This is a genomic window from Pseudomonas sp. ZT5P21, assembly GCF_054897785.1.
In genome coordinates this window covers 973,808-998,141 of sequence record NZ_CM142705.1, presented here as the reverse complement: position 1 = coordinate 998,141, position 24,334 = coordinate 973,808, and the positions used below count along the sequence as shown (strand labels likewise).

Here is a 24,334-nt window from a genome sequence, read left to right as displayed (position 1 = left end):
GATCACTCGAACCGAAGGGCGCCGACAAGTTTGTCGAGCACCGTTTGAGCGGTGCCTGCGAGGCTTTCACGGGACCAGCCCGCACGCGCGCCACTCTTGCTCCAGAGTACGCGACCGCTGCTGCCTTCGAGTACGCGCAGGCTGATACCGACCGCTGGCTCGCCGTCCAGGCCGTTCTTGTACTGCCACTCTTCAACGCTACCGGCGATCACGTAATCGAGTTTCTGCTCGCGCGCCCATTCCAGCGCGCCGGCGAGACGCTCGTTGTCATCCATCAGCGCTTGCTCACCCTGGGTGCTGGCCGGATAAACCCGCGGTTGCAGGCCGTGGCTGCTGAGCACACTGAGCAGGATCTGCTCGCTACGCTCACCGGCTTGCGGCGTCTGCGAATAGTTGACCATCGGCACGATGCCCCACTGCGCGTTGCGCGGCAGGTTCGGGCTGGCTTCATCGGTGAAGCTGGCGCAGCCGGCAACGAACAGGACGGCGAGGGCGAGGCCCAGATTACGAATTGCTTGCATAGTTTTTCTCCGTATACATTCCATGATCAGCGTCCAAACCGCACGCCGTAGCTCACACCCAGTGTTCCGCCGGACTGACCATCCCCGCCCTGTGGCGCGGATTGGTAGCCAAAGGTCAGGGCCAGTTCGTCATCACCCAACACTTCGACGCCGATCCCGGTGTTGATGCCGTAGTTAAAAGTCTGATCCAGCCATTGCCAGCCCGCCGTCACGTCCACCAGCCAGGTGTATTGCGGCTTGGTGCGCACCAGTGCGCCGGGAATCCCGCGACGCCAGGAGCTGCCGACATACAGTTGACCGTAGGTGCTTTGCAGCAGATCGCTGCCTACCACGGTGACGGGATCATCGGAATCATCAACGTTCTTCACCGCGCCGCCATCGTCGACGGACAAGTCGTCCAGCGTGCGGTCCTTCACGTTGTTGTGCTGATAATCGACACCGCTGCGCACGGTCCAGTTAGGCCCGGCGAATTCCAGCGTGTGGTTGTATTCCATCTTCAGTGCCTGGCCGTTGCCCAGGTTGTCGCCGGTACGGGTGGAGAATGACTTTTGCGCCACTTCCCAACTGATCTGATCGCGGGCGGTCAGCCCATGTCGACCACCAACCCACACGCTGTCGTGCTGGCCGTAAGCGCGCATCAAGCCGCTGTCTTCGCTCTTGCGATGCCAGTCGACGCCGGTTTCCAGCTCGTCGCTGGCACCCAGCTGCCAGGTGCGCGAAAGGCCCAGGCCATTGCGGTCATCGTCGCTGCGCTGGCTGGTGTCGGCGAACAGCTTGTAGCTGCCGTTTTCCACCGGACGTTGAAGGGTCAGGGCGGCGTTACGCTCTTCGCCCAGACGTGACGATTGAATCTGGTCGCCGTTGTAATGCCCTTGCTCCAGCGTCAGATCGGCGTACCAGTTGTCGCCCAGGTTGTGCGCAATCTGCAAACGTGGCGCATTGAACTCCAGCCCACCGAAGTCCTGCTCATGCCAGGACAGCAGAGCGCCTTGTGGCGTCACCTCGTGGATTTCCACGGCCTGCCGTCGCAGTTGTTCGCGCACCGCCATCGGCTGCTCGTCGCCAAGCGCGGACAGGCTGGTGTCGAGTGCTTCACCCAGACGCCCAAGACGACTGAGGGCCTGAGCCCGTTGTGCCGGGTTCAGATCACTACTCGCCAACAGCGTTTCGACCTGGGCCTTGTTACGGCTGCGCAGCGCCTGCTGAATCTGCTCATAACGATCGACTTTCAAGCCCTGACCGCGCGCCCAATCCAGCCACTGGTCTTTCTGCGATTCCTGGTTCGTCGCGTCGAGACGCGCCAGCAACCGCTCGAACCACAACTGCAGCATCGCTGGCGAACCGTCCTTCCACTTCAACACTTCCTGTTGAGCCTTGCGTGGCGAATAGCTGCTCGCCATCAGGCGCAACCAGATGGCGTAACGCTGGGACGACGGTTGGATATTTTCCCCTTCCGGGCTGCGCAGCAACTTCAGACGCAGACGCTGGGCAGCGTCCTGATAACCGGCGCTGTCCAGGGCATCAGCGTAGGCTGCCTGCACCAGCCAATCGTTCGGACCGGTTTTGAGATACATCCGGTACCAGGCCAACGCTTCGCTGTCGCGACCCAGCATCTGGCTGGCACTGGCGAACGGCAGCCACAGCAGACGGTCTCCCCGTGCCTGCGCACGCCATTGGGTCAGCAGTGGCTTGAGTTTTGTTGTGTTGCCCTGATCGACATACAGCCAGACCAGTCGTTCGCGGAACAAATTGTCTTCGGGGAATCGCGACAGGCCCTGCAAGTACAGGCGCTCTGCCTCGTCGCTTTGTCCCTGCTGCACCGCCAACGCTCCACGCGCCGCCAACACTTGCGCATGTCCATAGGCGTCGGGGAATTGCTCGGCATCCTTGAGCAACGCAACCACTTGCGGCCAATCCTGAAGATCTTGCGCTTGCTGCAAGGCTTCGACCAGACGTTGCGGATCCCTTCCGCGCCGCCAGCTGGCAACCATCAATTTCAGCGCACGCTGCGGGTCGCTGGTGCGATAAAGCGTGATCAACTGGCTCTCGTCGCCGCTGGTCAGCTTGCCATCCAGGGCGAGCATTTTTTCCAGGGAAACCCGCAAGTCCTCATCGCGTTCCAGGTCCCACGCCAGCGAGGCCCGGATTCGCCAATAATTCGAGTCAGTGATCCTCGTGTCATCGGCCTTCACCACGTTCCACGCCGACTGGTTATCAAACAATTTCAGGTAGGTGTTGGCCCAGTCGACCTGCTCGGTGGTGTTCAACTTGAAGCGTTTTGAATAGGTCTTGTAGACCTTGGCCTTGGCCGCAAATTGCCCGGTGTTTTCCAGATTCTGCAGCAGCCGCGTCCAGGCCAGACGATGCGTGGGGTACTTGCGCAAGTACGCATGCAACCAGGCCTCGGCCTCGTTCGGCGTACCTCGTGATTCGTGACTGTAGATCAGCGCGTCGAGCTCGACGTCAGTGAGCGCGCGTTGCTTCATGATGTCGGCCAACAGCGGGATCGATCGGTGAAAGTCGAACTGCTGACTCGCCAGGCGCCACGCGTGTTCGCGGGTCGCCGGATCTTCCTTCAGTGCGAGCAGGCGAATCCAGTAAGCCAGTGCCGCCTGGGTATCGCCACGCCACTCGCCGAGGTGCGCCATTTGCTCGAGCAGCGCCGCATCGTCTGGATGATCGACGACCAATTGCTGGCCGGTTTCCCAGGCTCCGGCGAGGTCGTTGATGGCCAGGCGCATGTGGAAATCCTTCAGCGGGATTTGCTGATTGTCCGGTTGCAGCACTTGCCATTGCTTGAGCACACGCTGCGCCAGATCGAAACGCTTGCTCGCCACCGCGACATCGACGCCCTGCTCCAGCCACGGCGCATCGGTTTGCGGGTTGTCCAGGTGCGGCAATTCGTCGGACAGCACTTGTGCAGCCTCGTCGCCTCGACCGGCGGACAACAGGCTGTTGAACGCCAGCTGCGCGTAATCCCGCCGCTCGGCTGCCTGAGCGTCCTTTTTGAGTTGCTGGTAAATGTCCGCTGCATGGCCCGGCTGCTCACCCGCCATGTACCACTGAGCGGCGGCTTTGAGCGACTCGTTGCGCAACTGAGGATCACGACCGGCAATTTCTTCGAAGACACTGGCCGCGAAGGCCGGGGCTTGCAACGTCAACGCCAGCTTCGCCAGGCTCTGCAACAACGGCACCGGCAGTTTGCGATGATCGAAGCTTTTCAGGCGCTCCACCAACGCTTGCTGCGCGATCAGATCGTTGCTGTTCGCCGCGACCCGTGCATCCAGTTCAAGACGGTAGTACGCCTGAATTTCCGGCTCCGGCCTGGGCCACGCTTCCAGATGTTGTCGCGCCTTGGTGTAGTCACCGAGACGGATCAACAGATCGACCAGTTGGATGCGCAAGCGATCGTCATCCGGGTGGGCTGTCAGCAGCAACTCGGCGTAATTGGCCGAGACCGCATCTGGCTCGCGTCCATCGGGCTGAAACACTTCTTCGCGCTGAAAGGTCGCCCATAGCAGGCCGCCCACGGCGACCGCCACCACCGCCAATGCCCCGGGATTGAGCAGGCGGCTGCTTTTTGTTGCTGAGGCCTTAGTTGCAGATGAGTTGAGCATTACTCACCTGCTTCATTGGTAACTGAAAACTCCACAGACCGGCCGAGGCCTTGCCCGCAAAACGCTGTCCATCCACTTCGACCCGGCAAGCAGTTGCCGAGCGTACCGAGAAGGTCAGACCGAACTGCCCGGCAAAGGAAAAGTTCACACGTCGATCATCCAGGTAGCGCCAGTCCAGCAGCGGCAGATTGGCCTCCTCCAGCGCCGGTCTGTCATCTCGATCGGGCCGCAGAACCAGTAACGCCCGATCGCTGCTCAAATGCACATAGCGCCCTTGAGGCAAGTCGCGCACGCCGGCAATGCCTTGCGAACGCAGCAAATCCGGCCAGCCCATTTGCGGGTCGAGTCGCACCGTACGCAACGCATCCATCCCGCGAACCTGCCACGCACCGTCGGCGGTACGCGCCAGGCTGGCCTGATACAAGCCGTGCAGACGATCGATGTAATCGCTCATCCACAGCGACATCGGCTGTTGTTCGCCCATGTAGCCGTAGATCTCGTGCATCGCCTTGATCGAGGCCTGCTTGGTGCTCGAATAAAAGTGGTAGTACAGGTGCAGGCCACGCAAACGCCGTGGGCTGTCGGTCAGCTCAAAAGTGTCGATCACATCGCGGAAGCCGTAATACGGCCCCTTCCACAAGTTGGTGAAGAGGTTCTCGTTGATGATCGGCGCGTAATACTGCAAGCCACCTTCGGTGGGGCGCAGCAACGGGTTCAATCCGGTCAGCGACGGATTGGCCTTGGTCATAATGGTTTCGGCGCCGTTGACGTTTTTCAGCCCGGCATCGTAGGCCAGCTTCAGGGTCTCCGGCGACGGCAACGCATCGCCCGGCCAGAACACCATCTTCACCGGTTTTTCCGGGGTGGTGAGGTTCTGGTTGATGTAGTCGCGCGAGCCAAAAATCTCCCGGCGGAAATCAATTTTGTCGTAGCCCGGAATCGCCATGTTCAAGCCGTATTCCGGTTTGAAGTTTTCGCGTTTTCTGGCTTTGTCCGGCTGCATGAAGAACGGGTGACTGAAGGTGTGGGTAGCCACTTCGACTTTCGGGTTGGCGAAAATCTCACGGGCGATCGGCTCCAGTTCACGCGCCAGGAACGGGAACATCCCGCGCGGTGAAATCTCGCCTTCGACGATCGATACCGAGGTCAAAAACGGATTGGGCTTGATGTACTCTTCCAGCGTGTGTCGACCGGCATAAGGCGTGCCACGCACTTCCGCGCGGGAGGGGAAACCATCGCCATCGAGGTGCACGGTAGCGATACGACGGCCGTTTTCCGTGGTGGTATCCGGACGTGGTTGCACCGGCAGACGCAGACTGGCTTGAAGGAACGCGAACGGATCGAGAATCCAGCGACTGCGTTCGTTGTTTACTTCAAGAATATAAGGCGCGAGCGCAAGACCGCCCCACTCACCAACCACCACCGGATTGAATACCTCGCCGCCGGCATTGGTCAGCGTCAACGCCGCTTTCGGCCCGTTGGGCAGTACCGAAACAGCGGTCAGGTCACGGGATCGGGGCTGCACCGGTGCTTCGAACGCTCCGAGCAGCGCCTTGTCCTGATGGGTAATGGTCAGTGTTTGCGTGCCCGGAGGGGCTTCGCGCTTGAGGCCCATGCGCTTGAGCAGGAGCTTGTCTTCAATCGGCAACCCGGCGAAGAAAACCACCGGCACGTGTTCGTCCAGGCGTTTGCTGATCCAGCGGTTGAACGCCGGGCTGTCCTGCGGCGGGCCACTGGTCATCCAGGTATAGACGCCGGCATACAAACCATTGAAACGGTAATCCGGCATGTTGCTGGTGGCAGGCAGGTAATCGACGCGATAGCCGAGGTACTCGAGCAAGCCGCCCAGATAGCTGTGCCCGGCGTTGTTGGCCAGATCACCCTCGCGCGGGTCGTAAACCATGGCGACCCGGCGTGGTTGCACTTCGATGTTGCTGATGCCCATCGAGTCCAGATCAGGGGTGCCGATGAACGGAATGAAACCCTCATCGCGTAGACGCTTGGCCAGTTTGCGCGCTTCTTCGCGACGCTCCGGTGGCAAGTAGTCGATGGCCACCAGAGGAATGCCTTTGGCGCGCAACGGTTGCAGGTGCGTTTCGAGCCATTGGCGATCGGATTCGGACACCGGACGGTAACGCTTGGCGGACGCATCCCAGCCGGCGTAGATCGACTCGACAGCGACCGCCGCCGCTACACCGTCCAGGTCCGGCAGCACTTCAAAGCCCCGGTTGAAAAACAGCTTCAGCTTTGGCTCGCGCTGGTGCAATTCACGCAGGAAACTGACAAGAGCGACACGCTGCGCCTCACGCGAGGCTTCTGGCAATAACTGGAAACTGTCGAGCGTATCGAGAAACAGACCGGCATAGCCTTGCGCCTGGAGGGCCTTGGCGGCACCGAACAGATGCTCGCGCCAGGCCGCTGCCGAAAGATCCATGACCTGACTGTCCCAGGCGTCATTTCGCACAGGACTGACGGCCTTTCTCAGGCCGGCCTGTTCGATTTCAGCCTTGGTGCCGCTGAACTCACCGATCGACAGGTACGCGAATGGCTGGCTACCGAGCTTGCGCAGGGTTTTGACGTCGCTGTCAGTCAGGTGCCCCGGCTCGACCACCGACCAGTCGAATTGCGCCAACTCGGGAATGGGCGGTTGGTCTGCGTACCAAAAACCCACGCTATAGGGTTGTGGCAAGGCTGCAGCCTGGACGGTCGGCCCGCTTACGAAAAGTGCCAGGGCCGCTAACAGCCGCTTGGCTATCGCGCGGACACGCGTCCTGCGAAAAACGATTTCCATAATTCACTCTTGAAATGACTGAACCGATACTACTCGAACGTCGGACATGAGGAGCGGGCCGGTTATAAACTGCGCAAAAGCTGCGCTAAACCGTTGCCTATCGAGGTCGGTGCCGGAAGCGTAAAACGCTCAAGCAGGCGAGCGTTATTGGCGCGTGAATGGCGTATGTCGCCTTGACGCGGAGCCTGATAATTCACCGTCAAAGGATTGCCGGTAGCGTTCCCCAACTCGGTGATCAGATCGTTGAGGCTGGTGGAACGACCGAGCCCGACATTCACCGCGCCGGGGCGCGGCTCACTCGCTTCCACGGCCTGTACGAGAATACTCACCAAGTCCTTGATGTAGACAAAGTCACGGGTTTGTTCGCCGTCGCCAAAAATCGCCACAGGCTTACCGGACATGGCCCGTTCAGTGAAGATGCTGATCACTCCGGAGTACGGCGACGAAGGGTCCTGGCGCGGGCCGAAGATATTGAAAAACCTCAGGATCACCGGCTCCAGGCCATGTTCACGGCGATAGAAGTCCAGGTAATACTCGCTGGCCAGTTTGTCGCTGGCATAAGGGGTAAGCGGTGACTTGGGGGTGTCCTCGTCTATAGCCGAGCCTTCGCCATTGTTGCCGTAGATGGCCGCGCTGGACGCGAACACCACGCGCTTGATCCCGGCTTTCAACAGGTGTTCACAAACGTTGAGCGTGCCGACAAAGTTGCTTTGATGGGTGCCGACCGGATCATCTACCGACGCTTGTACCGAGGCCACCGCCGCCAGGTGCACGACTGCGGTGCAATCGCGCATGGCTTGCTCTACAGCTGCACTGTCCGCTACATCGCCAACGACAAGGTTCAGGTGGGCATTACCGACTGGCAGATTTCCGACCTTTCCGGTCGACAAATTGTCCAGTACGCGAACCTTGTAGCCTTTGCCAAGCAAAGCTTCCACAAGGTGCGACCCAATAAATCCTGCACCGCCGGTAACCAGTATTCGCCCATCGAGCATGAAGTTTATTCCTGAGGATTCAAACGGACACTTCGAATGTAACGTCCGCCATACGGTGGCGCGGTGGATCATTGAATCAGACCAATGGCCTTTAGCCCATAGCCCTTTGTCTGCGGCATTGCCCCAATCTCGAAGGGTCAACTTCGTAGGTCGGTATTGTACTGCCAACGCCGAGTTTATGGCGCTAGGCCACTAAACCGCCGCCGATAATGTGAGATCGAAACGATACTGTCAATAGTTTGTCTGCGCTGCCGCCATACGGTGCCACCCGCAAAAAAAGCGCCACTTATTTGACGATGCATAATATTTACATCTCGACATGATAAGGCGCCGTGCGACACCGCCTTATCAAACCGATGTTTTTTGACATTCAGCCCGGCTTCGCGCCACCTCAATAGCTGATCGACGGACTGATGGCAGTTTTTGCGTTGTTGGACGCAGGGTCGCAACCGACGTTGATCCGGGCCTGTCCGCAGGGACCATCGCTGGGTCGGTCGGGGAAATTGAGGGTGAGTTTTTGGAGCATCATTTCAAGCGCACGGTGCAACTTCCAGGTATCAACATCCCCGCTTCGAAAGTAGCTGACGCTACCCAAAAGTCAGAACAAAAGGCGCTGCTGCTCTTTGAATCGCCGCCACTACATGAGGTGCGTTCTCACGATGCTGCGGATAACGGTCCAGTACGACTTCAAGCGCTACAAGGATTTTTTGGAGACGCAGTTCCGGCTTTTCAATTTCACTTGTCTGCGCGAACTCCAGCAAGCCCTGACGCGAGGCAAACATTGACTTGTTACCCGCCAGATCCAGTGCCAGAACGTCCTCCGGGATATAGGCGGTTGTATTGACAATGTCATACGCCGGCGCCAGGCGCGCATCGCGTTGCGTCGGCTCCGAGTAGAGCAAGCCATAGTTTTTCAAATGCGCATCGCCATTTCCGACGATGCAGCTCAAGGCGACGCTGTCGAAGAGTTGATCAAGGGAAGATCTCACATGTTGCGCAGGGCAAAACAAGCGAATGGCCTTGGCGATGGCCGCGTAGCTTTTGCTGTATTTCTGGTCGGCGGATAACCCCATAAGCGCTGCCATGTCCTCGAAGCCAATCGGATTTAGCTGGGCGTCGCGATCAAACCGGCGCATGACAAACAGCTTGGTATTGTCCGACAGGTAAAACTCCGGCACGGGAATGCCTGCCTCTTTTGCAATCGACATGCAAAGGAATTCGTTAATCGCCAGCCCCGGGAACTCGTCACGGCCGCTTTTGATGATCAAATCCGAGGTCTTTGATGTGACGCGTGGCAAGTCGGCTTCCTGCTGTTCAGGCACCAGCACCTTGGGTTGAACACCGGAAATACCCGCCCGCAGAATGTAGCGATCAAGCAGATCTGCAAAGATATCTTCCGCCCCATCCCACGTGAGAATCTCTTCAAGTCTTTCTCCGGGAAATGTCTGCTCCCCAAGCAGGGCATCAACTGTTTCCGAACGTATCCGGACTCTACCAATGGGTGAGCTGCTACCGGAAAGCGCAAGCAGTAGCATCGGATCGACATTGACGGTCTTGGCCAAGCGATTACGTAACTGCTCCAGCACATACCCTTCTGGCAAGTTCATCTGAAAGACAGGGTGCAGATCTCGCCGACGGAACTCATCCAGTCGCACGGGCATCGACAGGCTGATCGCCCTGTTGGGCAGTGCATCTTCGTCATAACGGAAAATGAAATCGTCCGCGCTGGTGAGGATCCGTCCACTGTAGCCTTCCGGGGTATTGACCATGAGCGAAGTCATTTTCATTTAAAACAGTTCCCCCAGCTCTTCCAGGGTCGGCATCGCCGCTGGAATGACCGCAATCTCACAATCCAGAGCACTTAATACCCGCGCGTAAGCCATTATGCTCACAGACGGCGCCCCCCTCTCGATAGCGATGACTTTCTGCCGAGTCAGCCCCGCAAGTTCGGCAAGTTTTGCTTGGGTATGGCCACGGTATATACGCTTCTCGCGTATTTGCCGACCAAGACGTGAAATCAGCAGAGCGTAGTCCATGTTCAGTTACCGTAACATTTAAATCAAAATGTACTGTATATGGAACATTATTGCGATATCAAATTGAGAGCGCTGATCACAGGCCGATTTCACAAAGGCTCATTTGCCGTAGTCGTACTTGAGTCGAGCTTCAGCTACATGAATTTATCTTCACCCCAAGGCGCCTCGCCAACCGGTACATTGCCCTCGCTCATTCAAGAAACCAAGATTTGCCCGCCCTCCCGCGGGCTTTTTTTTGCCTTCAGGAAAGTCTGGTCGACTGTATTGAAACTACCGATTCTTCCTGTTTTTGCAGCATCGGCATGTCCAGGTGCGCTCGCCCGTAAAACGCCAACGCGGTCAACAAACACGCCAGCCACACGAAGATTCCGGCCCAGAAGGTGTGGGACATGTAGTGCCAGCCTTGCAGAACCCGTGTCGTGCCGTAGACGAAACCGAGTAACAGCGAGCCGTACATCAGCGCTTTCGAATAGCGCCAGCGGTAACGGCGCGCGACAAAGTACAGCGCGAGCATGGTGAACCCACCGGAAGCATGCCCGCCCGGCCAGCAGCGGCCATCACCGGCTTCCTTGAACAATTGGAAATTGTTGTACCACTCCATGTGGGCCATTTTCCCGCCGTAGAGGGTCGTTTCAATCGGGCAATACACGCTGGTGTGCGACTTGAGGAAGTGGATCACGCCGGTGCAAATGGCAAACGCGAACACCACAAACAGAAAATCCCGACGATGGTCGTTGGCAAACCTCAGTACCGGAGCGGCTTTGCTACGCGTCAGAAAACGGCCAAGGCGCGGATGCTTCTGCGGGTTGATCAGCGGTCCGATAAACGACAGCATCGCGCCGATCAAAGCGAGTTCAGCGGTCCAGTTCGGAATGATGCGTGCCCACTTGTGGGTGAGTTTTTCGAAGAAGTGAAGCTGGTCGAGCGGAAAGGTGTGGGTCACCGGATCAAAAAAAAGATTGCTGAACGCGATGTCGATTCTGGTCATGTCGAACAACAGGAACACCACGGCCGCGCAGGCCAGGGGAATGCCGAAGTTGATGCAGTAAAAGCGCATGGCCGTACTCATTGGCGGGTCACCGTGCGCCAGTCGGAAGCTTCGATAAAACCGAGCATTTGCGGTGCCTTTGGTGTTGCTGCGGAGACAAACAAAGAGGCGCCATAGCCGAGAGTGGCAGTCGGCAACTTGAGGTCTTTCTCAATCTGCGCCATGCATTCGCTGTGCGTCACCAGAATCAGATTGCGACCCACCACTTTGTGCGCAAGGGCATCGCGAAGCATCGTGCCCTTGCAACTGATCAACCAGTCTTCATTGACGCCAACCTTGTTGAACATATAACTGGCAGTCTGTGCGGTACGCATCATCGGGCTGTTGTAGATGTCTGCATTGTCCAGCCCCAGCTGTTCGAACTGCGCACCAACACTCACGGCGACGCTGCGCGAGCGATCGGTAATGCCGTCATTGCCAACCAGGCACGCGGCTTTGGAGTGATCGCAGCGTTCGACATGACGCACCAGCACAATTATGTCGCCCCTTGCCCAACCAGAGGACAACGCCTGGGCGCCGGCGACATTTCCATGAGCCAGGTCTGGCACAGCAGCAGGCCGCAGCAGCCAGACGGCCAGCGGAATCATCAGCAGCACCGAGGCCAAAACTACCGCAGTATTTCGATAGCGGGCAAAACGGCTCAGGTCAATCGAGCGCGTTACCCCGAACAGACTCACTCTCAACTCCACATCAGGCCGCCTCACCGGCATGCATCACTTGATTCGATGCCGCGAGGGTAGAGAGCCTGGCGTCGGCGAGCGGTGAAACCGATGTGAAAAAAAGCTTAATCCGCCCGCAACAACCTTGTTACACATCGCCCCGACAAAATCCTTTCAGCTCTCGTGATTGCTGCCGATACAGTCCTGTTACACATCCTTGGCTACCAAAAAAAAACAATCTTCCAGCCAACCGACGACCAAAAGCGCAACGTTCCTGGAGGAATTTGATGAATAGCTGGTTCGGCAACATCAGCGTGAACATGAAACTGGGCCTGGGATTTGGCCTGGTCCTGGCACTGACCTGCGTCCTCGCCCTGACCGGCTGGACAAGCCTGGGCAGTTTGATTGACCGCAGCAACTGGATGAGCGACATCACCCAGCTCAATGCCGGCCTGACCAAACTGCGCGTGGTTCGCCTGCAATACATGCTGACCAACGGCGACGAAACCGCCGCACAGAACGTACAGACCACCCTCGACGCGTTCTCTGCCCAGCAGCAAGCGTTACTGGTGAAATTCAAAAGCCCGGAAAACGTCAAGCTGCTCAAAGAGCAAGGCGCTGTCATCGAGGCCTACAAGACGTCCCTGAACAAAATGCGCAGCGCCTACCGCACCGGCAACAGTGTCCGCGTTGCCATGGGTGCCAACGCGGAAACCGCCAATACGCTGATCAACGCCATCAGTACCCACGTGCAGCAAATGCCATTGAGTGACCAGCGCTTCGAACAGTTCCAGGCCATCACGGCGGCCAAGGAAGCGTTCCTGCTGGCGCGCTACGAAGTGCGCGGCTACACCGCGACCAGCAACGAAGAGACCGAGCAGAAAGCCGTCGGCCAACTGGACACGGCCATCGCCAGCCTGAGACAGCTGAATGTGTATTTCGCCGACACTCAGCTGGACGCCCTGCGTCAGCTGGAAACGGCGTTGAGCAGTTACCGCAGTGCCTTGCAGGCCTATAAAACCGCGAGTAGCGATGCGGTGCAGGCACGCAAGGAAATGACTGACCAGGGCACCGCCATCGTGACCCTCAGCGAGCAGCTGTATCAGATCCAGCTCGACCGCCGTGACGCCGAAAGCGCACAAGCCCGCACCTTGCAACTGATCAGCACCTTGCTGGCACTGCTGGTGGGCATCATTGCCGCCGTGCTCATCACCCGCCAGATCACCGGCCCGCTTCGCGACACATTGGCCGTGGTCGAGCGCATCGCCAGCGGCGACCTGTCCCAGGACGTCAAGGTGACCCGCCGCGACGAACTCGGTGTGTTGCAGCAAGGCATCGCGCGCATGGGCGTGACCCTGCGTGACTTGATCAGCGGCATCCGCGACGGCGTTACCCAGATCGCCAGCGCTGCCGAAGAACTCTCGGCGGTGACCGGGCAGACCAGCGCCGGTGTGAACAGCCAGAAGATCGAGACCGATCAGGTGGCCACCGCCATGCACGAAATGACTGCCACCGTGCAGGAAGTCGCGCGCAATGCCGAAGAAGCCTCGCAAGCCGCCGCCGCCGCTGATGGCGAAGCTCGCGAAGGCGACAAAGTGGTCAACGAAGCCATCGCCCAGATCGAACGTCTGGCCAGCGAAGTGGCGCGCTCCACCGAAGCCATGAGCGTGCTGCAACAGGAAAGCGACAAGATCGGCAGCGTCATGGACGTGATCAAGGCCGTCGCCGAACAGACCAACCTGCTGGCGCTCAACGCAGCAATTGAAGCGGCCCGTGCCGGTGAAGCCGGTCGTGGTTTTGCCGTGGTCGCCGATGAAGTCCGTGGCCTGGCCCAGCGCACACAGAAATCCACCGAGGAAATCGAAGGCCTGGTGGCGGGTCTGCAAAACGGCACGCAACAAGTATCGGCGGTGATGAAAAACAGCCGCGCCCTCACCGACAGCAGCGTCGCCCTGACCCGCAAGGCCGGTGTGTCACTGGAAAACATCACCCGCACAGTGTCCAACATCCAGTCGATGAACCAGCAGATCGCCGCCGCTGCCGAACAGCAAAGCGCCGTGGCTGAAGAAATCAGCCGCAGCATCATCAACGTGCGCGACGTCTCCGAACAGACCGCCGCCGCCAGCGACGAAACGGCCAAGTCCAGTGTTGAACTGGCGCGGTTGGGGAATCAGTTGCAGATGATGGTGAGTCACTTCAGGGTTTAAGTCGCACCCATGATCGTTCCCACGCTCCCGCGTGGGAACGATCAATTAACTAACCTACCTGCCTAAACACTAATCGCATTGGTAAACACCAACCGATTCCCGAACGGATCGGCAATCGTCATGTCCTGGCTGCCCCACGGCATGGCCTGAATCTGCGGGTGCGAGAACTTGTATTCCTTGGCCAGCAATTGCTGCTGAAACGCCTCCAGCTCATCCGTCTCGATGCGCAATGCCGAACCCGGCGTGCTATCGCCATGATGCTCGGACAAGTGCAGCACGCATTCACCGCGCGAGACCTGCAGGTACAGCGGAAAGTTCGGCTCGAAACGATGCTGCCAGTCGATCTTGAAACCCAGAAACTCGACGTAGAACTCCACGGCCTTGTGTTCGTCGAAAATCCGCAGGATCGGGGTGGTTTTGCCGAAGCTCATGAAGTTGCTCCCAGACTGGAAAGGCCCAGAGTGTAGCCGGGCTAGTGTCAGCGCTTCGGCTTGGTGATGGCTTTCTTTAACTGCGATGTGCCACTACTGCGAAGCAATACTCGGAATCGTTAATGAAACCGGGGGTATGGGTTGTCAGCCCTTGAAATCCGAATTCGCGTACACCGCCAACTTGCCCTGGATAAAGTCCAGGAAGCACTGAATCCGCAGGGCCAGTTGCGAGTTGCGGTAGTACACCGCGTTGATCGGTTGGCGATAGCCGCTGTTGAAATCCGCCAGCAGCACCTTCAAGCGCCCGGCGCGGATGTCTTCGATGGTCATGAAATGCGACAGGCTGGCAATGCCCTGACCTTCCAGCGCCAGGTGCCTGATCGTCTCGCCGCTGGACGCGCTGATCGACGCCTGAATCGGCCAGCGATCACCCTGCACATAGCGCAGCGGCCATTGGTTGAGGCCTTCATTGTGAGTGAAGCCCAACAGTGCGTGCCCGGTCAGATCCTCGACGACCAGCGGTGTGCCGTGTCGCTCAAGGTAGGCCGGACTGGCAACGATGTGCAGCGGGCTGCAACCCAGCGAACGGGCGTGCAATGTCGAGTCGGCCAGCGCGCCGATGCGGATGGCGATGTCGGTGCTCTGTTCGAGCAGATCGATGATCAGGTCGTTGCTGTTGAGTTCCAGTTGAATGTCCGGGTAAAGCCGGCGGAACTCGTCGATGTACGGCACGATGGCGTGCAGCATGAACGGTGCGGCAGCGTTGATCCGCAAGCGCCCGGACGGGGTCTGCTGGCGTGAGGACAGGCGCTCTTCGAGCTGGTCCATCTGATCGAGAATCAGCTTGGCGTGCTCGAAGAAATACTTGCCCTCTTCGGTCAGGTCCATGCGTCGCGTGGTGCGGTTGATCAGCGTGGTATCGAGTTTCGCCTCCAGCCGCGACAGCGTACGGCTGACCGCCGAAGGCGTCTGCCCGACCTGCTCGGCCGCAGCCGAAATCGACCCGCACTCAATCACGCAGACGAAAATGTGCAACTCATCGGATCTGGCTTTCACGTGTGTCCCTTATCGATAGTCCTGCGCCATTCGACTCTGGTGAAGGGGACCAATGTGGCGAGGGGATTTATCCCCGTTCGGCGGAGCAGCCGTCGCAAATCAGCCAACGCGGATGACCTGAACCACCGAGCTTGCTGGTTTTGGGTCCGCTTCGCGCACCAACGGGGATAAATCCCCTCGCCACAAATCAGCGTCCGCTCAAGACATCGATAGTAGCCGAGCCTTAAACCTTGAGGCCAAACACCTCGGCCAGATGCTGTTCATAGCGCGCCACATCCGCGTCGATATTCGGACGTTTCATCACATCAACGCACAGGAAGGTCGGCAAACCCGTCATACCAAGAAACTCGTTGGCCTTGTGGAACGGGAAGTACACCGCGTCCACGCCCTTGGCTTCGAAGAAGTCGCTTGGGTCGTCGAAGGCTTGCTGCGGCGCATTCCAGGTCAGCGACAACATGTATTGCTTGCCTTGCACTAACCCACCGCTGCCGTACTTTTGCGACGCATCGGAACGGGTGCGACCGTCGCTGGCGTAAAGGCTGCCGTGGCCTTCAGTGAAGACTTCATCGATGTACTTTTTCACGGTCCACGGCGCGCCCATCCACCAGCCCGGCATTTGATAAATGATCACGTCGGCCCAGAGGAATTTGGCAACTTCTTCGGCGACGTCGTAACCCTCGTCGATGAAGGTGGTTTTCACATCAACACCGCCGCGGTCCAGCACGCTCAATGCGGCTTCATGCAAGGTGGTGTTGTAGCGGCCATCGGAGTGAGCGAACTTTTTGCCGCCATTGAGCAACAGAACTTTTTTCATGAGAAATCTCGGAAGGTTGAGAAATGGGAATCGCGGCAGGTTATCGATCAGCCTCGCGCGGAGTAAGCCCTGAATTAGCAAAACTCATTTGACCTATACGCACGAATCACTAAGCGATTGTTGCCATACACTCGCGCCGATTCTGAACTTGAGGAGACTTCTGATGAGTGAAATGCAAGGCTTCATCCTGCACGCGAAGACCCGCCCGGAAAAATCCGACACCTTCGAAGCGTTTTTCCGTGGCTATGTGCAAGCAAGCCGCGCCGAGCCCGGCTGCATCGAGTACCACATGCTGCGCGACAAACAGGATCCGACGTTGTTTATCTTCTTCGAAATCTGGAAATCTCAGGCGCACCTCGACGTGCACTCGAACCTGCCGCATATGAAGCAGTTCCTCGATCAGCGCGAGGACTACCTGGAACGGGATTTCGATATTCGGGCCATCGAGATGCTCAGCCCGTCGTCCGCTACCCGCTGATGAGCAAGTGGCCGCCGAGCACACCGAGGCCGATGAAGAACATGCGCTTGAACAGCACGGCGCTGATCCGCTGACGCCTGTATTACAGAATGTGTGCTCAGAGTAATATCTGCCCTTTCCAATCAGGCTGGACACAATCAACAATAAGGGAAGCAGATGGCGGATGAAATTTTGCAACAGACAACGCTCAAGCGCGGATTGAAAAATCGCCACATTCAACTGATTGCTTTGGGCGGCGCCATTGGTACGGGGCTGTTCCTGGGCTCCGCGGGAGTGCTCAAGTCCGCCGGACCGTCGATGATCCTCGGCTATGCGATTGCCGGTTTCATCGCTTTCCTGATCATGCGCCAACTGGGTGAGATGATTGTCGAAGAACCGGTGGCCGGCTCGTTCAGCCACTTCGCTCACAACTACTGGGGCGGCTTTGCCGGCTTCCTGTCCGGCTGGAACTACTGGGTGCTGTATGTACTGGTGGGCATGGCCGAGCTCACAGCCGTCGGCAAATACGTGCAGTTCTGGTGGCCGGAGGTGCCCTCCTGGGTCAGCGCGGCGGTGTTCTTTGTGCTGGTCAACCTGATCAATACGCTGAACGTCAAAGTCTTCGGCGAGATGGAGTTCTGGTTCGCGATCATCAAGGTCGTGGCCATCATCGGCATGATCCTGCTGGGCTGCTACATGCTGTTCAGCGGCACCGGTGGCCCGCAAGCGTCGGTGAGTAACCTGTGGAGCCACGGCGGTTTCTTCCCCAACGGCTACAGCGGTCTGCTGATGGCGATGGCGTTCATCCTGTTTTCCTTCGGCGGTCTGGAACTGGTCGGCATCACTGCGGCTGAAGCCAGCGAGCCGAGAAAGGTCATTCCCAAGGCCATCAATCAGGTGGTTTACCGGGTGCTCATTTTCTACGTTGGCGCGCTCACCGTGTTGCTGTCGCTGTATCCCTGGGATCAACTGCTGCAGACCCTGGGCGCCTCGGGCGATCCCTACAGCGGCAGTCCGTTCGTGCAGATCTTCGCCCTGATCGGCAGCGACACCGCCGCGCAGATCCTCAACTTCGTGGTGCTCACCGCGGCGCTGTCGGTTTACAACAGCGGTGTCTACTGCAACAGCCGCATGCTCTTCGGCCTGGCCGAACAAGGTGACGCACCCAAGGTTCTGATGAAGCTGAACAAACAAGGCGTCCCGTTACTGGCGCTGGGCGTATCGGCGCTGATCACGATGCTGGCGGTACTGGTCAACTACGTCGCTCCGCAAGAAGCGCTTGAGTTGCTGTTTGCCTTGGTGGTCGCTTCACTGATGATCAACTGGGCGCTGATTAGCCTGACGCACCTGAAGTTTCGCAAGGCCATGGTCCAGCGCGGCATCGTGCCAGGCTTCAAGGCCTTCTGGTCGCCGTACACCAATTACCTCTGCCTGGCGTTCATGGCCGTGATCATCTGCGTCATCTGGATGATTCCGCCGGTGCGTGCCTCGGTGTATGCCATGCCGGTGTGGGTGTTGGTGATCTACGGTTGCTACCGGTTGCGCATGGCCCGACATAGAGATCTGCCAGTGGCTCAATAGCCACGCCTATAAAAACGCCCCGGCATTTCATGAATACCGGGGCGTTTTTTTTGGATGCACCGAGCGTTTCTGGACACCTCGATGTCGAGCACAGACAACTGTTGCCGCATCAGGCCCTATAGGGTGCGACTTCAGTTCTCCCTCACGCCCGGAGTCATCATGTCCGCACCGATTACCGTTCTTCGCGACACCCACCCGCTGCCAGTGCTCGACGCCTGCAAATGGGAAAAACTCGAAGGCGATCCGCACACCGTCAACCTCAACGCCTACACCAGCGAAGACGGCAGCAAGATCATGGGCACCTGGATCTGCACGCCGGGCAAGTGGTATGTGGAATACGTGAAGTGGGAATACTGCGATTTCCGCGAGGGGTATTGCATCATCACCCCGGAAGGAAAAGACCCGATCCATCTGCGTGCGGGGGATATTTTCGTCATCGAGCCGGGCATGAAAGGCACGTGGGAAGTGGTTGAAACCGTGCGCAAGTATTTCGTGTTTGCCTGATGCAAAAAAACCGGGAGATCACCCGACGTGATGTCCCGGTAAATGCCGAGAGGTGCGTGCGATAACTGTGGGAGCGGGCTTGCTCGCGAAGAGGGAGTGTCAGACAGCATTGATGTTGACTGACACTCCCTCTTCGCGAGCAAGCCCGCTCCCACAGATTGAAAACGGTTGTTACTGCGGTTTGCGGTAGCTGTTGATGATCGCCGAGAAGTCCTTGCCACCTTCCCCACGCTGGCTCATCGCCTGATACAACTGCTGAGCCACTGCGCCGAGCACCACCGGTTGGTGCGCCTGACGTGCCGCTTCCGTGGCCAGCCCCAGATCCTTGAGCATCAGTTCGGCACCAAACCCGCCGGTGTAACCGCGCGAGGCCGGCGCCGTTTCGACGATGCCTGGCCACGGGTTGTACATTTCCGAACTCCAGCAACGCCCTGTAGAACTGTTGATGATGCCGGCCAGCACGCCGGTGTCGATCCCCAGTGCATCACCGAGCGCCATGGCTTCGCTGACGCCAACCATGGAGATCGCCAGCAGCAGGTTGTTGCAGATCTTGGCGATTTGCCCGGTGCCGACTTCGCCACAATGGACGATGTTGCGGCCCATCTGCGCCAGCACCGGTTGCAGGGTGGCGAACAGTTCCGGCGTGGCGCCGACCATGAAGGTCAGCGTCCCGGCCGCTGCACCGCCAGTGCCACCAGACACCGGCGCATCCGCCATGGCCACGCCTTGTTTGGCTGCCGCAGCCGCCACATCACGCGCCGTCTGCGGATCGATGGTGCTGCAATCCACGGCCGGCACGCCTTTGGCGATCCCCGCCAGCACGCCGTCTTCACCCAGCCACACGCTGCGCACATGCACAGCGGCGGGCAGCATGGTGATCACCAGTTCCGCACCTTGAGCCGCTTCACGGGCGGTGGCGCCGATACTGCCGCCCAATTGCTCCAGCTCGGCCAGAACGGTTTTGTTCAGGTCGACCAGCCGCAGCGAGTGGCCGGCCCTGATCAGGTTGCGCGCCATCGGCGCGCCCATGTTGCCGAGACCGATAAAAGCGATTTTCATGTCCGGCTCCTTAACGCAAGTGGATGGTGGTGTTCACACCGTCGTTGACGCTGTCGTCATCGAACCAGCGACTGGTGACGGTCTTGGTCTGAGTGTAGAACTGCACCACTTGCTTGCCATACGGGCCTAAGTCACCGAGTTTCGAACCGCGCGAACCGGTGAAGCTGAAGAACGGGACCGGTACCGGAATCGGAATGTTGATCCCGACCTGGCCGACGTCGATTTCGTTCTGGAATTTACGCGCCGCCGCACCGCTCTGGGTGAACAGCCCCGTGCCGTTGCCGAACGGGTTGGCGTTGACCAGTGCGATGGCCTCGTCGAGCGTATCTACTTCAAGTACCACCAGCACCGGGCCGAAGATTTCCTGGGTGTATATCTGCATCTCTGTGGTCACGCCGGAGAACAGGGTCGGGCCGACAAAGTTGCCCTTCTCGAAGCCAGGAACGGTGATGTCGCGACCGTCCAGCTCCAGTTTGGCGCCTTCCTTGATGCCGCTCTCGATCAAATCGAGAATCCGCGCCTTGGCCCGTTTGGAAATCACGGGGCCGACATCAGTGCCCGGCTCGCTGCCGGCATTCACTTTGAGTTTCTGTGCCAGCGCTTTCAGGTCGGGCAGCCATTGCTTGGCCGCGCCCACCAACACCACCACAGACGTGGCCATGCAACGTTGACCAGCAGCGCCGAAACCGGCACCGACCAGTGCATTCAGCGCTTGTTCGCGGTTGGCATCCGGCAGCACCACGGCGTGGTTCTTCGCGCCCATCATCGATTGCACGCGCTTGCCGTGCTTGCCGGCCAGGTCGTAGACGTGAGTGCCGACCGCCGTCGAACCGACGAAGGAAACAGCCTTGATGTCTTTATGAGTGCAGAGCGCGTCCACCACGTCCTTGCCGCCATGAACGACGTTAAGCACGCCCGCCGGAACGCCGGCCTCGATCGCCAGTTCCACCAGCAGCATGGTCGACATCGGGTCCTGTTCGGACGGCTTGAGCACGAAGGTGTTGCCGCAGGCGATGGCCATCGGGAACATCCACAGCGGAATCATGGCCGGGAAGTTGAACGGGGTGATGCCGGCGCACACGCCGATTGGCTGACGCAGGGTGTAAGTATCGACACCGCCCGCGACGTTCTCGGCGAATTCGCCCATTTGCAGGCTGCCGATGGAACAGGCGTGTTCGACCACTTCCAGGCCACGGAAAATATCGCCTTCAGCGTCGGCAATGGTTTTGCCCTGCTCGTTGCTGAGCACCACGGCGATGCGCTTGGAGTGCTCGCGGATCAACGCCTGGAGCTTAAGCATGATGCGCATCCGCGCGCCGATCGGCGTCAGCTTCCAGGTCTGGAAGGCGCGATGGGCGGCGCTGATCGCGGCGTCGACTTCCTGCGCCGTGGCAAACGGAACCTTGGCCAGCACTTGTTGGGTCGCCGGGTTGACGATGTCGTGCCATTCGGTGGTCTGGGACTCGACCCACTCGCCGTCGATCAACAGCTTGACCTTCTGCACAGTGGTTTCGTTTGGCGTGAGCGATGCGTTCATGTTGGTCTCCGGGACTTTGTTCTTATTTAGAGAGCTATCTAGGGAGCCAAGGCGAGAAAGTCGCCTTGAGATGAGGCGTGTGTCGCGAATGGTTGTCGGACTGTTTTTGGAGTATAGATGTGCAAACTTCTAATAAGAACGCACATAAAAGCCGGTCCATCATGCAAAAAAACATCACGTCGTTAGGTTCGCTGAACTGGGATGACCTCAAGTTTTTCCTCGAAGTCGCCCGCACCCGCAAGGCCAGCACCGCGGCCAAGCGCCTGGCAGTGGATTACACCACCGTGTCCCGGCGCATCAGTTCGCTGGAAGCAGCATTGGGCACACTGCTGTTCGAGAAATCCCGGACCAGCGGTTTCGTCCTGACCGCCGAAGGTCAGCGATTGCTCGGTTATGCCGAGTCGATTGAAAGCACTCTGCACATGGCCTGCGAACAGGTATCAGGTTCCGGTGTGGCGCTATCCGGTCACGCACGGATGGGCTGCACGGAAGGGTTCGGCAGCTTTTTCATCACCCCGCAGCTCAGCCATTTCGTCGATGCTTACCCGGCGATCTCGGTGGACATCCTGCCGCTACCGCACTTCATCAGCCTGTCCAAGCGCGAGGCGGACATCGTCATCGCCCTGGAACGCCCGGAACATGGCCCGTATGTCTGCTGCAAACTTTGCGACTACAAGCTGCAGCTATATGCGACCCAGGACTATCTGGACAAACACCCGCCCATCCGCCGCCCGGCAGACTTGGGCAAGCATTCATTCATCAGTTATGTCGACGATCTGGCCTTCAGCTCCGAGCTGTTGTACCTGGCAAACGTGCTGCCCGGCGCCAGTGCCAACTTACGCAGTACCAGCGTGATTGCGCAGTTCGTGGCGGCGCAGCAAGGGCGGTCGCTGGCGATTCTGCCGTGCTTCCTGGCGGCGCAGGATCCGCGTCTGCTGCCGGTGTTGCCGGAAGAGATCAACATCACGCGGCAATTCTGGATGTACTGCCGCGAGGACCTGAGGAAGCTCAAGCGGATTACCCTGTTGTGGGATTACATCAGGGAGGTGACTGAGCAGAATCGGGGACTGTTGATGGGTGAAACGCGGGGCATGGTGTTCGCCGATTGACAGTTTTTCAAGGAATCAGGTGGCGGCATCGTAACGAGGTCAGAAGGCCTTTTCCAACGGTTTGTAAGAGGAGTTGGTACTCAACTTGTAACACCTCGATAACGAAATGCAGAGACGAACAGGCATGGGATAAAGGCCACGCGAGGGCTCCCATGGTGGGACGCCTGCACACCCCGTACTGAGGTGGTCATGCAGATTTTTCTGTCAGATTCTCATAGGGCCGCTCCGGTCAGTATTAGGACTTGTCTTACTGACTCCTCCATCAGTTTCCGGTAGCCTTCCGCGAGCCAGCTTAAAGACCGGTTACGGTCCCATGGAATGAAAGACGCAAGGACGACACGCAATGATTTCTTCTGCTCGATTGGGTGACAAACACGTCTGCCCATTGCCGGGTCACGGCACTACCCCTATTGCCTCTGCCAGCGGTGACGTCAACATTAACTTTATGGGCTCCGCTCGTGTTGGTGATACCTGCGGGTGTGGGGCGGTCATCACTACAGGCTTTCCTTCCATTCAGGTGAATGGCCGTCCTATGGCCCACTTAGGGAGTCCTACCAGCCATGGCGGGACGATCATAACGGGGTCTGGGGATGTCGGTGGTGGCTTTGTCATGGGGGACGCTGGTGGCGCAACCATCATCAACTTCATGGCCCTTGGAGCGTTCCGGCCTGATGGCTCTGTGGACGACGAGAAGATGGCTTCCTTGTTGGCCGACCCTAAGCTCACAGAGAAGGCCAAAGCGGCGAACGCATTGGTTGAACCTAAAGCAGCCGCTGAGAAGCCTGAGGCAAAAGCGGAACCTGCCGTCTGTAAAGACCCTGACATGATGGAAGAACTTGCGACTTACATCGCTGGAGAGATGAACACCAACATTAACCATCCATCAGTCTTGAAGATGAAGGCGCTGCTCAGCTACGACGTAGCGGAGGAGACACGCAAGCAAATGGCGCTGCCTTGATATGCCCAGATTGGTGCAACCAGCCCCCAAGCTATTGGTGCTTCAAATGGCGCGGCTGCTATGGCTCTTTTTACTGAGCGTGTGGGTCAAGATCGCCCGTGGGACCACAAGCCGATACTCGCCGCGAAATACAATGGCGTCGTCTACCACAAACAGGGTGATTACGATTACTTCTATGATATTTGGTCGAACATCCACTATGGATACGTTGGGCGAGCTGGTGGACTGTCCGAAAGCGTCCTTTTGGATGGTGCAGGCGCCGAGCAGATCGTTTCAGACTCACTCAGAAAAGTGGGCGAGGTCCTGAAGAAACCTAAAGAGGAAAGAAAACTTCCGGGGCCGAATCGCTCGGCCGACATTGACGGGCTACGTGCATGGGACGACGCCCCGGACCGGACTTCGATCAGCATTGGGATTAAGCTATTCAGCCAACATCCGAATGGGGGGGTTACGGCAAAAATGGTAATGAACGAAGTACTTGCAGTAGCACCAGAAGCATGGGGGGCAGGCATCCGTGAACACAAATGCAAGCAAAACTAAAACCAGGTATGGCCGTTGGGCGCTTGTCGTCCTATTAGTCTTCCCGATTGCATTTTGGTACTTGGCGTCTCCAGTCGTAGCAGTCAATTTTTCACATGAAGGAAAGGAAGAGTTTCGATACATCTGGAACACTCAGCATCGAATCTATAAGGGTGAAATGCCCATAGGTGGCGGCGCATCCGTTGAGTGGGGCCATATTTTTCCTGATAAGGATTTCTTCATGAGGTTCGATTGGTGGACCGACAAGGGGGCTCAGAGGTGTTTCTATGTAACGCCGAAATGGGGAAGGATGATAGACATTTACCTTGATGCTACAGGTCGAATCGACACTGCTATAACTGCCCCTGACGTTATTAGTCGTTTGAAACAGTGTGCAGGCGAACCTGACCCTTTCCGCCCCTGAGGCGTCCTACC

19 protein-coding genes and 3 pseudogenes are annotated in these 24,334 nt (G+C 58.3%); 8 read left to right on the top strand and 14 right to left on the bottom strand.

Features of this window, described 5'->3' with window-relative positions:
* Positions 1-2 precede the first annotated feature (2 nt).
* The 8 genes from ACYZT9_RS04560 to pmrG all read right to left on the bottom strand — a co-directional run bounded on the left by ACYZT9_RS04560 (position 3) and on the right by pmrG (position 11,697).
* Positions 3-521: a penicillin-binding protein activator LpoB gene (locus ACYZT9_RS04560; RefSeq protein WP_462008759.1), complete on the bottom strand. Its 519-nt coding sequence runs from the start codon at positions 519-521 to the stop codon at positions 3-5.
* Between the two features lie 26 nt (positions 522-547).
* Complete coding sequence (locus tag ACYZT9_RS04555; protein WP_462008758.1) at positions 548-4,138, bottom strand: tetratricopeptide repeat protein; 3,591 nt, start codon at positions 4,136-4,138, stop codon at positions 548-550.
* The gene (locus ACYZT9_RS04550; protein ID WP_462008757.1) at positions 4,116-6,929 is read right to left on the bottom strand and encodes an endo alpha-1,4 polygalactosaminidase; all 2,814 of its coding nucleotides are present in this window, start codon (positions 6,927-6,929) and stop codon (positions 4,116-4,118) included. Before ACYZT9_RS04550 ends, ACYZT9_RS04555 begins: the two co-directional genes overlap by 23 nt.
* Positions 6,930-6,991: 62 nt before the next feature.
* The gene (locus ACYZT9_RS04545) at positions 6,992-7,924 is read right to left on the bottom strand and encodes an NAD-dependent epimerase/dehydratase family protein (protein ID WP_462008756.1); all 933 of its coding nucleotides are present in this window, start codon (positions 7,922-7,924) and stop codon (positions 6,992-6,994) included.
* 587 nt (positions 7,925-8,511) lie between these two features.
* On the bottom strand, positions 8,512-9,711 hold the full coding sequence (locus ACYZT9_RS04540; RefSeq protein ID WP_462008755.1) for a type II toxin-antitoxin system HipA family toxin: 1,200 nt from the start codon (positions 9,709-9,711) through the stop codon (positions 8,512-8,514).
* Positions 9,712-9,960 (bottom strand): helix-turn-helix transcriptional regulator, encoded by a 249-nt coding sequence (locus ACYZT9_RS04535; protein ID WP_462008754.1) that lies wholly within the window; start codon positions 9,958-9,960, stop codon positions 9,712-9,714.
* A 241-nt stretch (positions 9,961-10,201) separates the two neighbouring features.
* Positions 10,202-11,017, bottom strand: a complete 816-nt coding sequence (locus tag ACYZT9_RS04530; RefSeq protein ID WP_462008753.1) for a phosphatase PAP2 family protein — start codon at positions 11,015-11,017, stop codon at positions 10,202-10,204.
* Positions 11,018-11,025: 8 nt separating this feature from the next.
* Positions 11,026-11,697: a lipopolysaccharide core heptose(II)-phosphate phosphatase PmrG gene (gene pmrG / locus ACYZT9_RS04525; RefSeq protein WP_462008752.1), complete on the bottom strand. Its 672-nt coding sequence runs from the start codon at positions 11,695-11,697 to the stop codon at positions 11,026-11,028.
* 257 nt (positions 11,698-11,954) lie between these two features.
* Here pmrG and ACYZT9_RS04520 point away from each other — a divergent pair.
* A pseudogene (locus ACYZT9_RS04520) lies at positions 11,955-13,016 on the top strand (methyl-accepting chemotaxis protein); the annotation flags it as partial.
* Positions 13,011-13,874 carry a methyl-accepting chemotaxis protein gene (locus ACYZT9_RS04515; protein WP_462010154.1) on the top strand — a complete coding sequence of 288 codons (864 nt, stop codon included), beginning with the start codon at positions 13,011-13,013 and terminating at the stop codon, positions 13,872-13,874. The pseudogene ACYZT9_RS04520 and the gene ACYZT9_RS04515, both read left to right, overlap by 6 nt.
* A gap of 62 nt (positions 13,875-13,936) precedes the next feature.
* Here ACYZT9_RS04515 and ACYZT9_RS04510 read toward each other — a convergent pair whose 3' ends face one another.
* The 3 genes from ACYZT9_RS04510 to ACYZT9_RS04500 form a co-directional block, all read right to left on the bottom strand.
* On the bottom strand, positions 13,937-14,305 hold the full coding sequence (locus tag ACYZT9_RS04510) for a glyoxalase superfamily protein (protein ID WP_462008751.1): 369 nt from the start codon (positions 14,303-14,305) through the stop codon (positions 13,937-13,939).
* Between the two features lie 144 nt (positions 14,306-14,449).
* A complete protein-coding gene (locus ACYZT9_RS04505) occupies positions 14,450-15,361 on the bottom strand; it encodes a LysR family transcriptional regulator (RefSeq protein WP_462008750.1) in 912 nt (303 codons plus the stop codon).
* A gap of 223 nt (positions 15,362-15,584) precedes the next feature.
* Positions 15,585-16,175 (bottom strand): NAD(P)H-dependent oxidoreductase, encoded by a 591-nt coding sequence (locus tag ACYZT9_RS04500; RefSeq protein ID WP_462008749.1) that lies wholly within the window; start codon positions 16,173-16,175, stop codon positions 15,585-15,587.
* Between the two features lie 163 nt (positions 16,176-16,338).
* Between ACYZT9_RS04500 and ACYZT9_RS04495 the strand changes: the two genes are divergently transcribed.
* Positions 16,339-16,653 carry a putative quinol monooxygenase gene (locus tag ACYZT9_RS04495; RefSeq protein WP_462008748.1) on the top strand — a complete coding sequence of 105 codons (315 nt, stop codon included), beginning with the start codon at positions 16,339-16,341 and terminating at the stop codon, positions 16,651-16,653.
* Here ACYZT9_RS04495 and ACYZT9_RS04490 read toward each other — a convergent pair.
* Positions 16,643-16,729: pseudogene (locus ACYZT9_RS04490) on the bottom strand (sulfite exporter TauE/SafE family protein); the annotation flags it as partial. The gene ACYZT9_RS04495 and the pseudogene ACYZT9_RS04490 overlap by 11 nt on opposite strands.
* Before the next feature lie 80 nt (positions 16,730-16,809).
* Between ACYZT9_RS04490 and ACYZT9_RS04485 the strand changes: the two are divergent.
* A complete protein-coding gene (locus tag ACYZT9_RS04485) occupies positions 16,810-18,213 on the top strand; it encodes an amino acid permease (RefSeq protein WP_462008747.1) in 1,404 nt (467 codons plus the stop codon).
* A gap of 159 nt (positions 18,214-18,372) precedes the next feature.
* Positions 18,373-18,717, top strand: coding sequence for a cupin domain-containing protein (locus tag ACYZT9_RS04480; protein WP_462008746.1), 345 nt, complete (start codon positions 18,373-18,375; stop codon positions 18,715-18,717).
* Positions 18,718-18,888: 171 nt separating this feature from the next.
* Here the strand turns inward: ACYZT9_RS04480 and mmsB are convergent, their stop codons facing one another.
* Together mmsB and ACYZT9_RS04470 are read right to left on the bottom strand one after the other, a co-directional pair.
* Positions 18,889-19,776, bottom strand: coding sequence for a 3-hydroxyisobutyrate dehydrogenase (gene mmsB / locus ACYZT9_RS04475; RefSeq protein ID WP_462008745.1), 888 nt, complete (start codon positions 19,774-19,776; stop codon positions 18,889-18,891).
* Positions 19,777-19,786: 10 nt separating this feature from the next.
* Complete coding sequence (locus tag ACYZT9_RS04470; RefSeq protein ID WP_462008744.1) at positions 19,787-21,313, bottom strand: CoA-acylating methylmalonate-semialdehyde dehydrogenase; 1,527 nt, start codon at positions 21,311-21,313, stop codon at positions 19,787-19,789.
* A 161-nt stretch (positions 21,314-21,474) separates the two neighbouring features.
* Between ACYZT9_RS04470 and ACYZT9_RS04465 the strand changes: the two genes are divergently transcribed.
* The 3 genes and pseudogenes from ACYZT9_RS04465 to ACYZT9_RS04455 all read left to right on the top strand — a co-directional run bounded on the left by ACYZT9_RS04465 (position 21,475) and on the right by ACYZT9_RS04455 (position 24,323).
* Entirely contained in the window at positions 21,475-22,422 is a 948-nt protein-coding gene (locus ACYZT9_RS04465; RefSeq protein WP_462008743.1) for a LysR family transcriptional regulator, read from the top strand.
* 343 nt (positions 22,423-22,765) lie between these two features.
* Positions 22,766-23,920: pseudogene (locus ACYZT9_RS04460) on the top strand (polymorphic toxin type 44 domain-containing protein).
* Positions 23,921-23,966: 46 nt separating this feature from the next.
* Positions 23,967-24,323 carry a hypothetical protein gene (locus ACYZT9_RS04455; protein ID WP_462010153.1) on the top strand — a complete coding sequence of 119 codons (357 nt, stop codon included), beginning with the start codon at positions 23,967-23,969 and terminating at the stop codon, positions 24,321-24,323.
* Positions 24,324-24,334 lie beyond the last annotated feature (11 nt).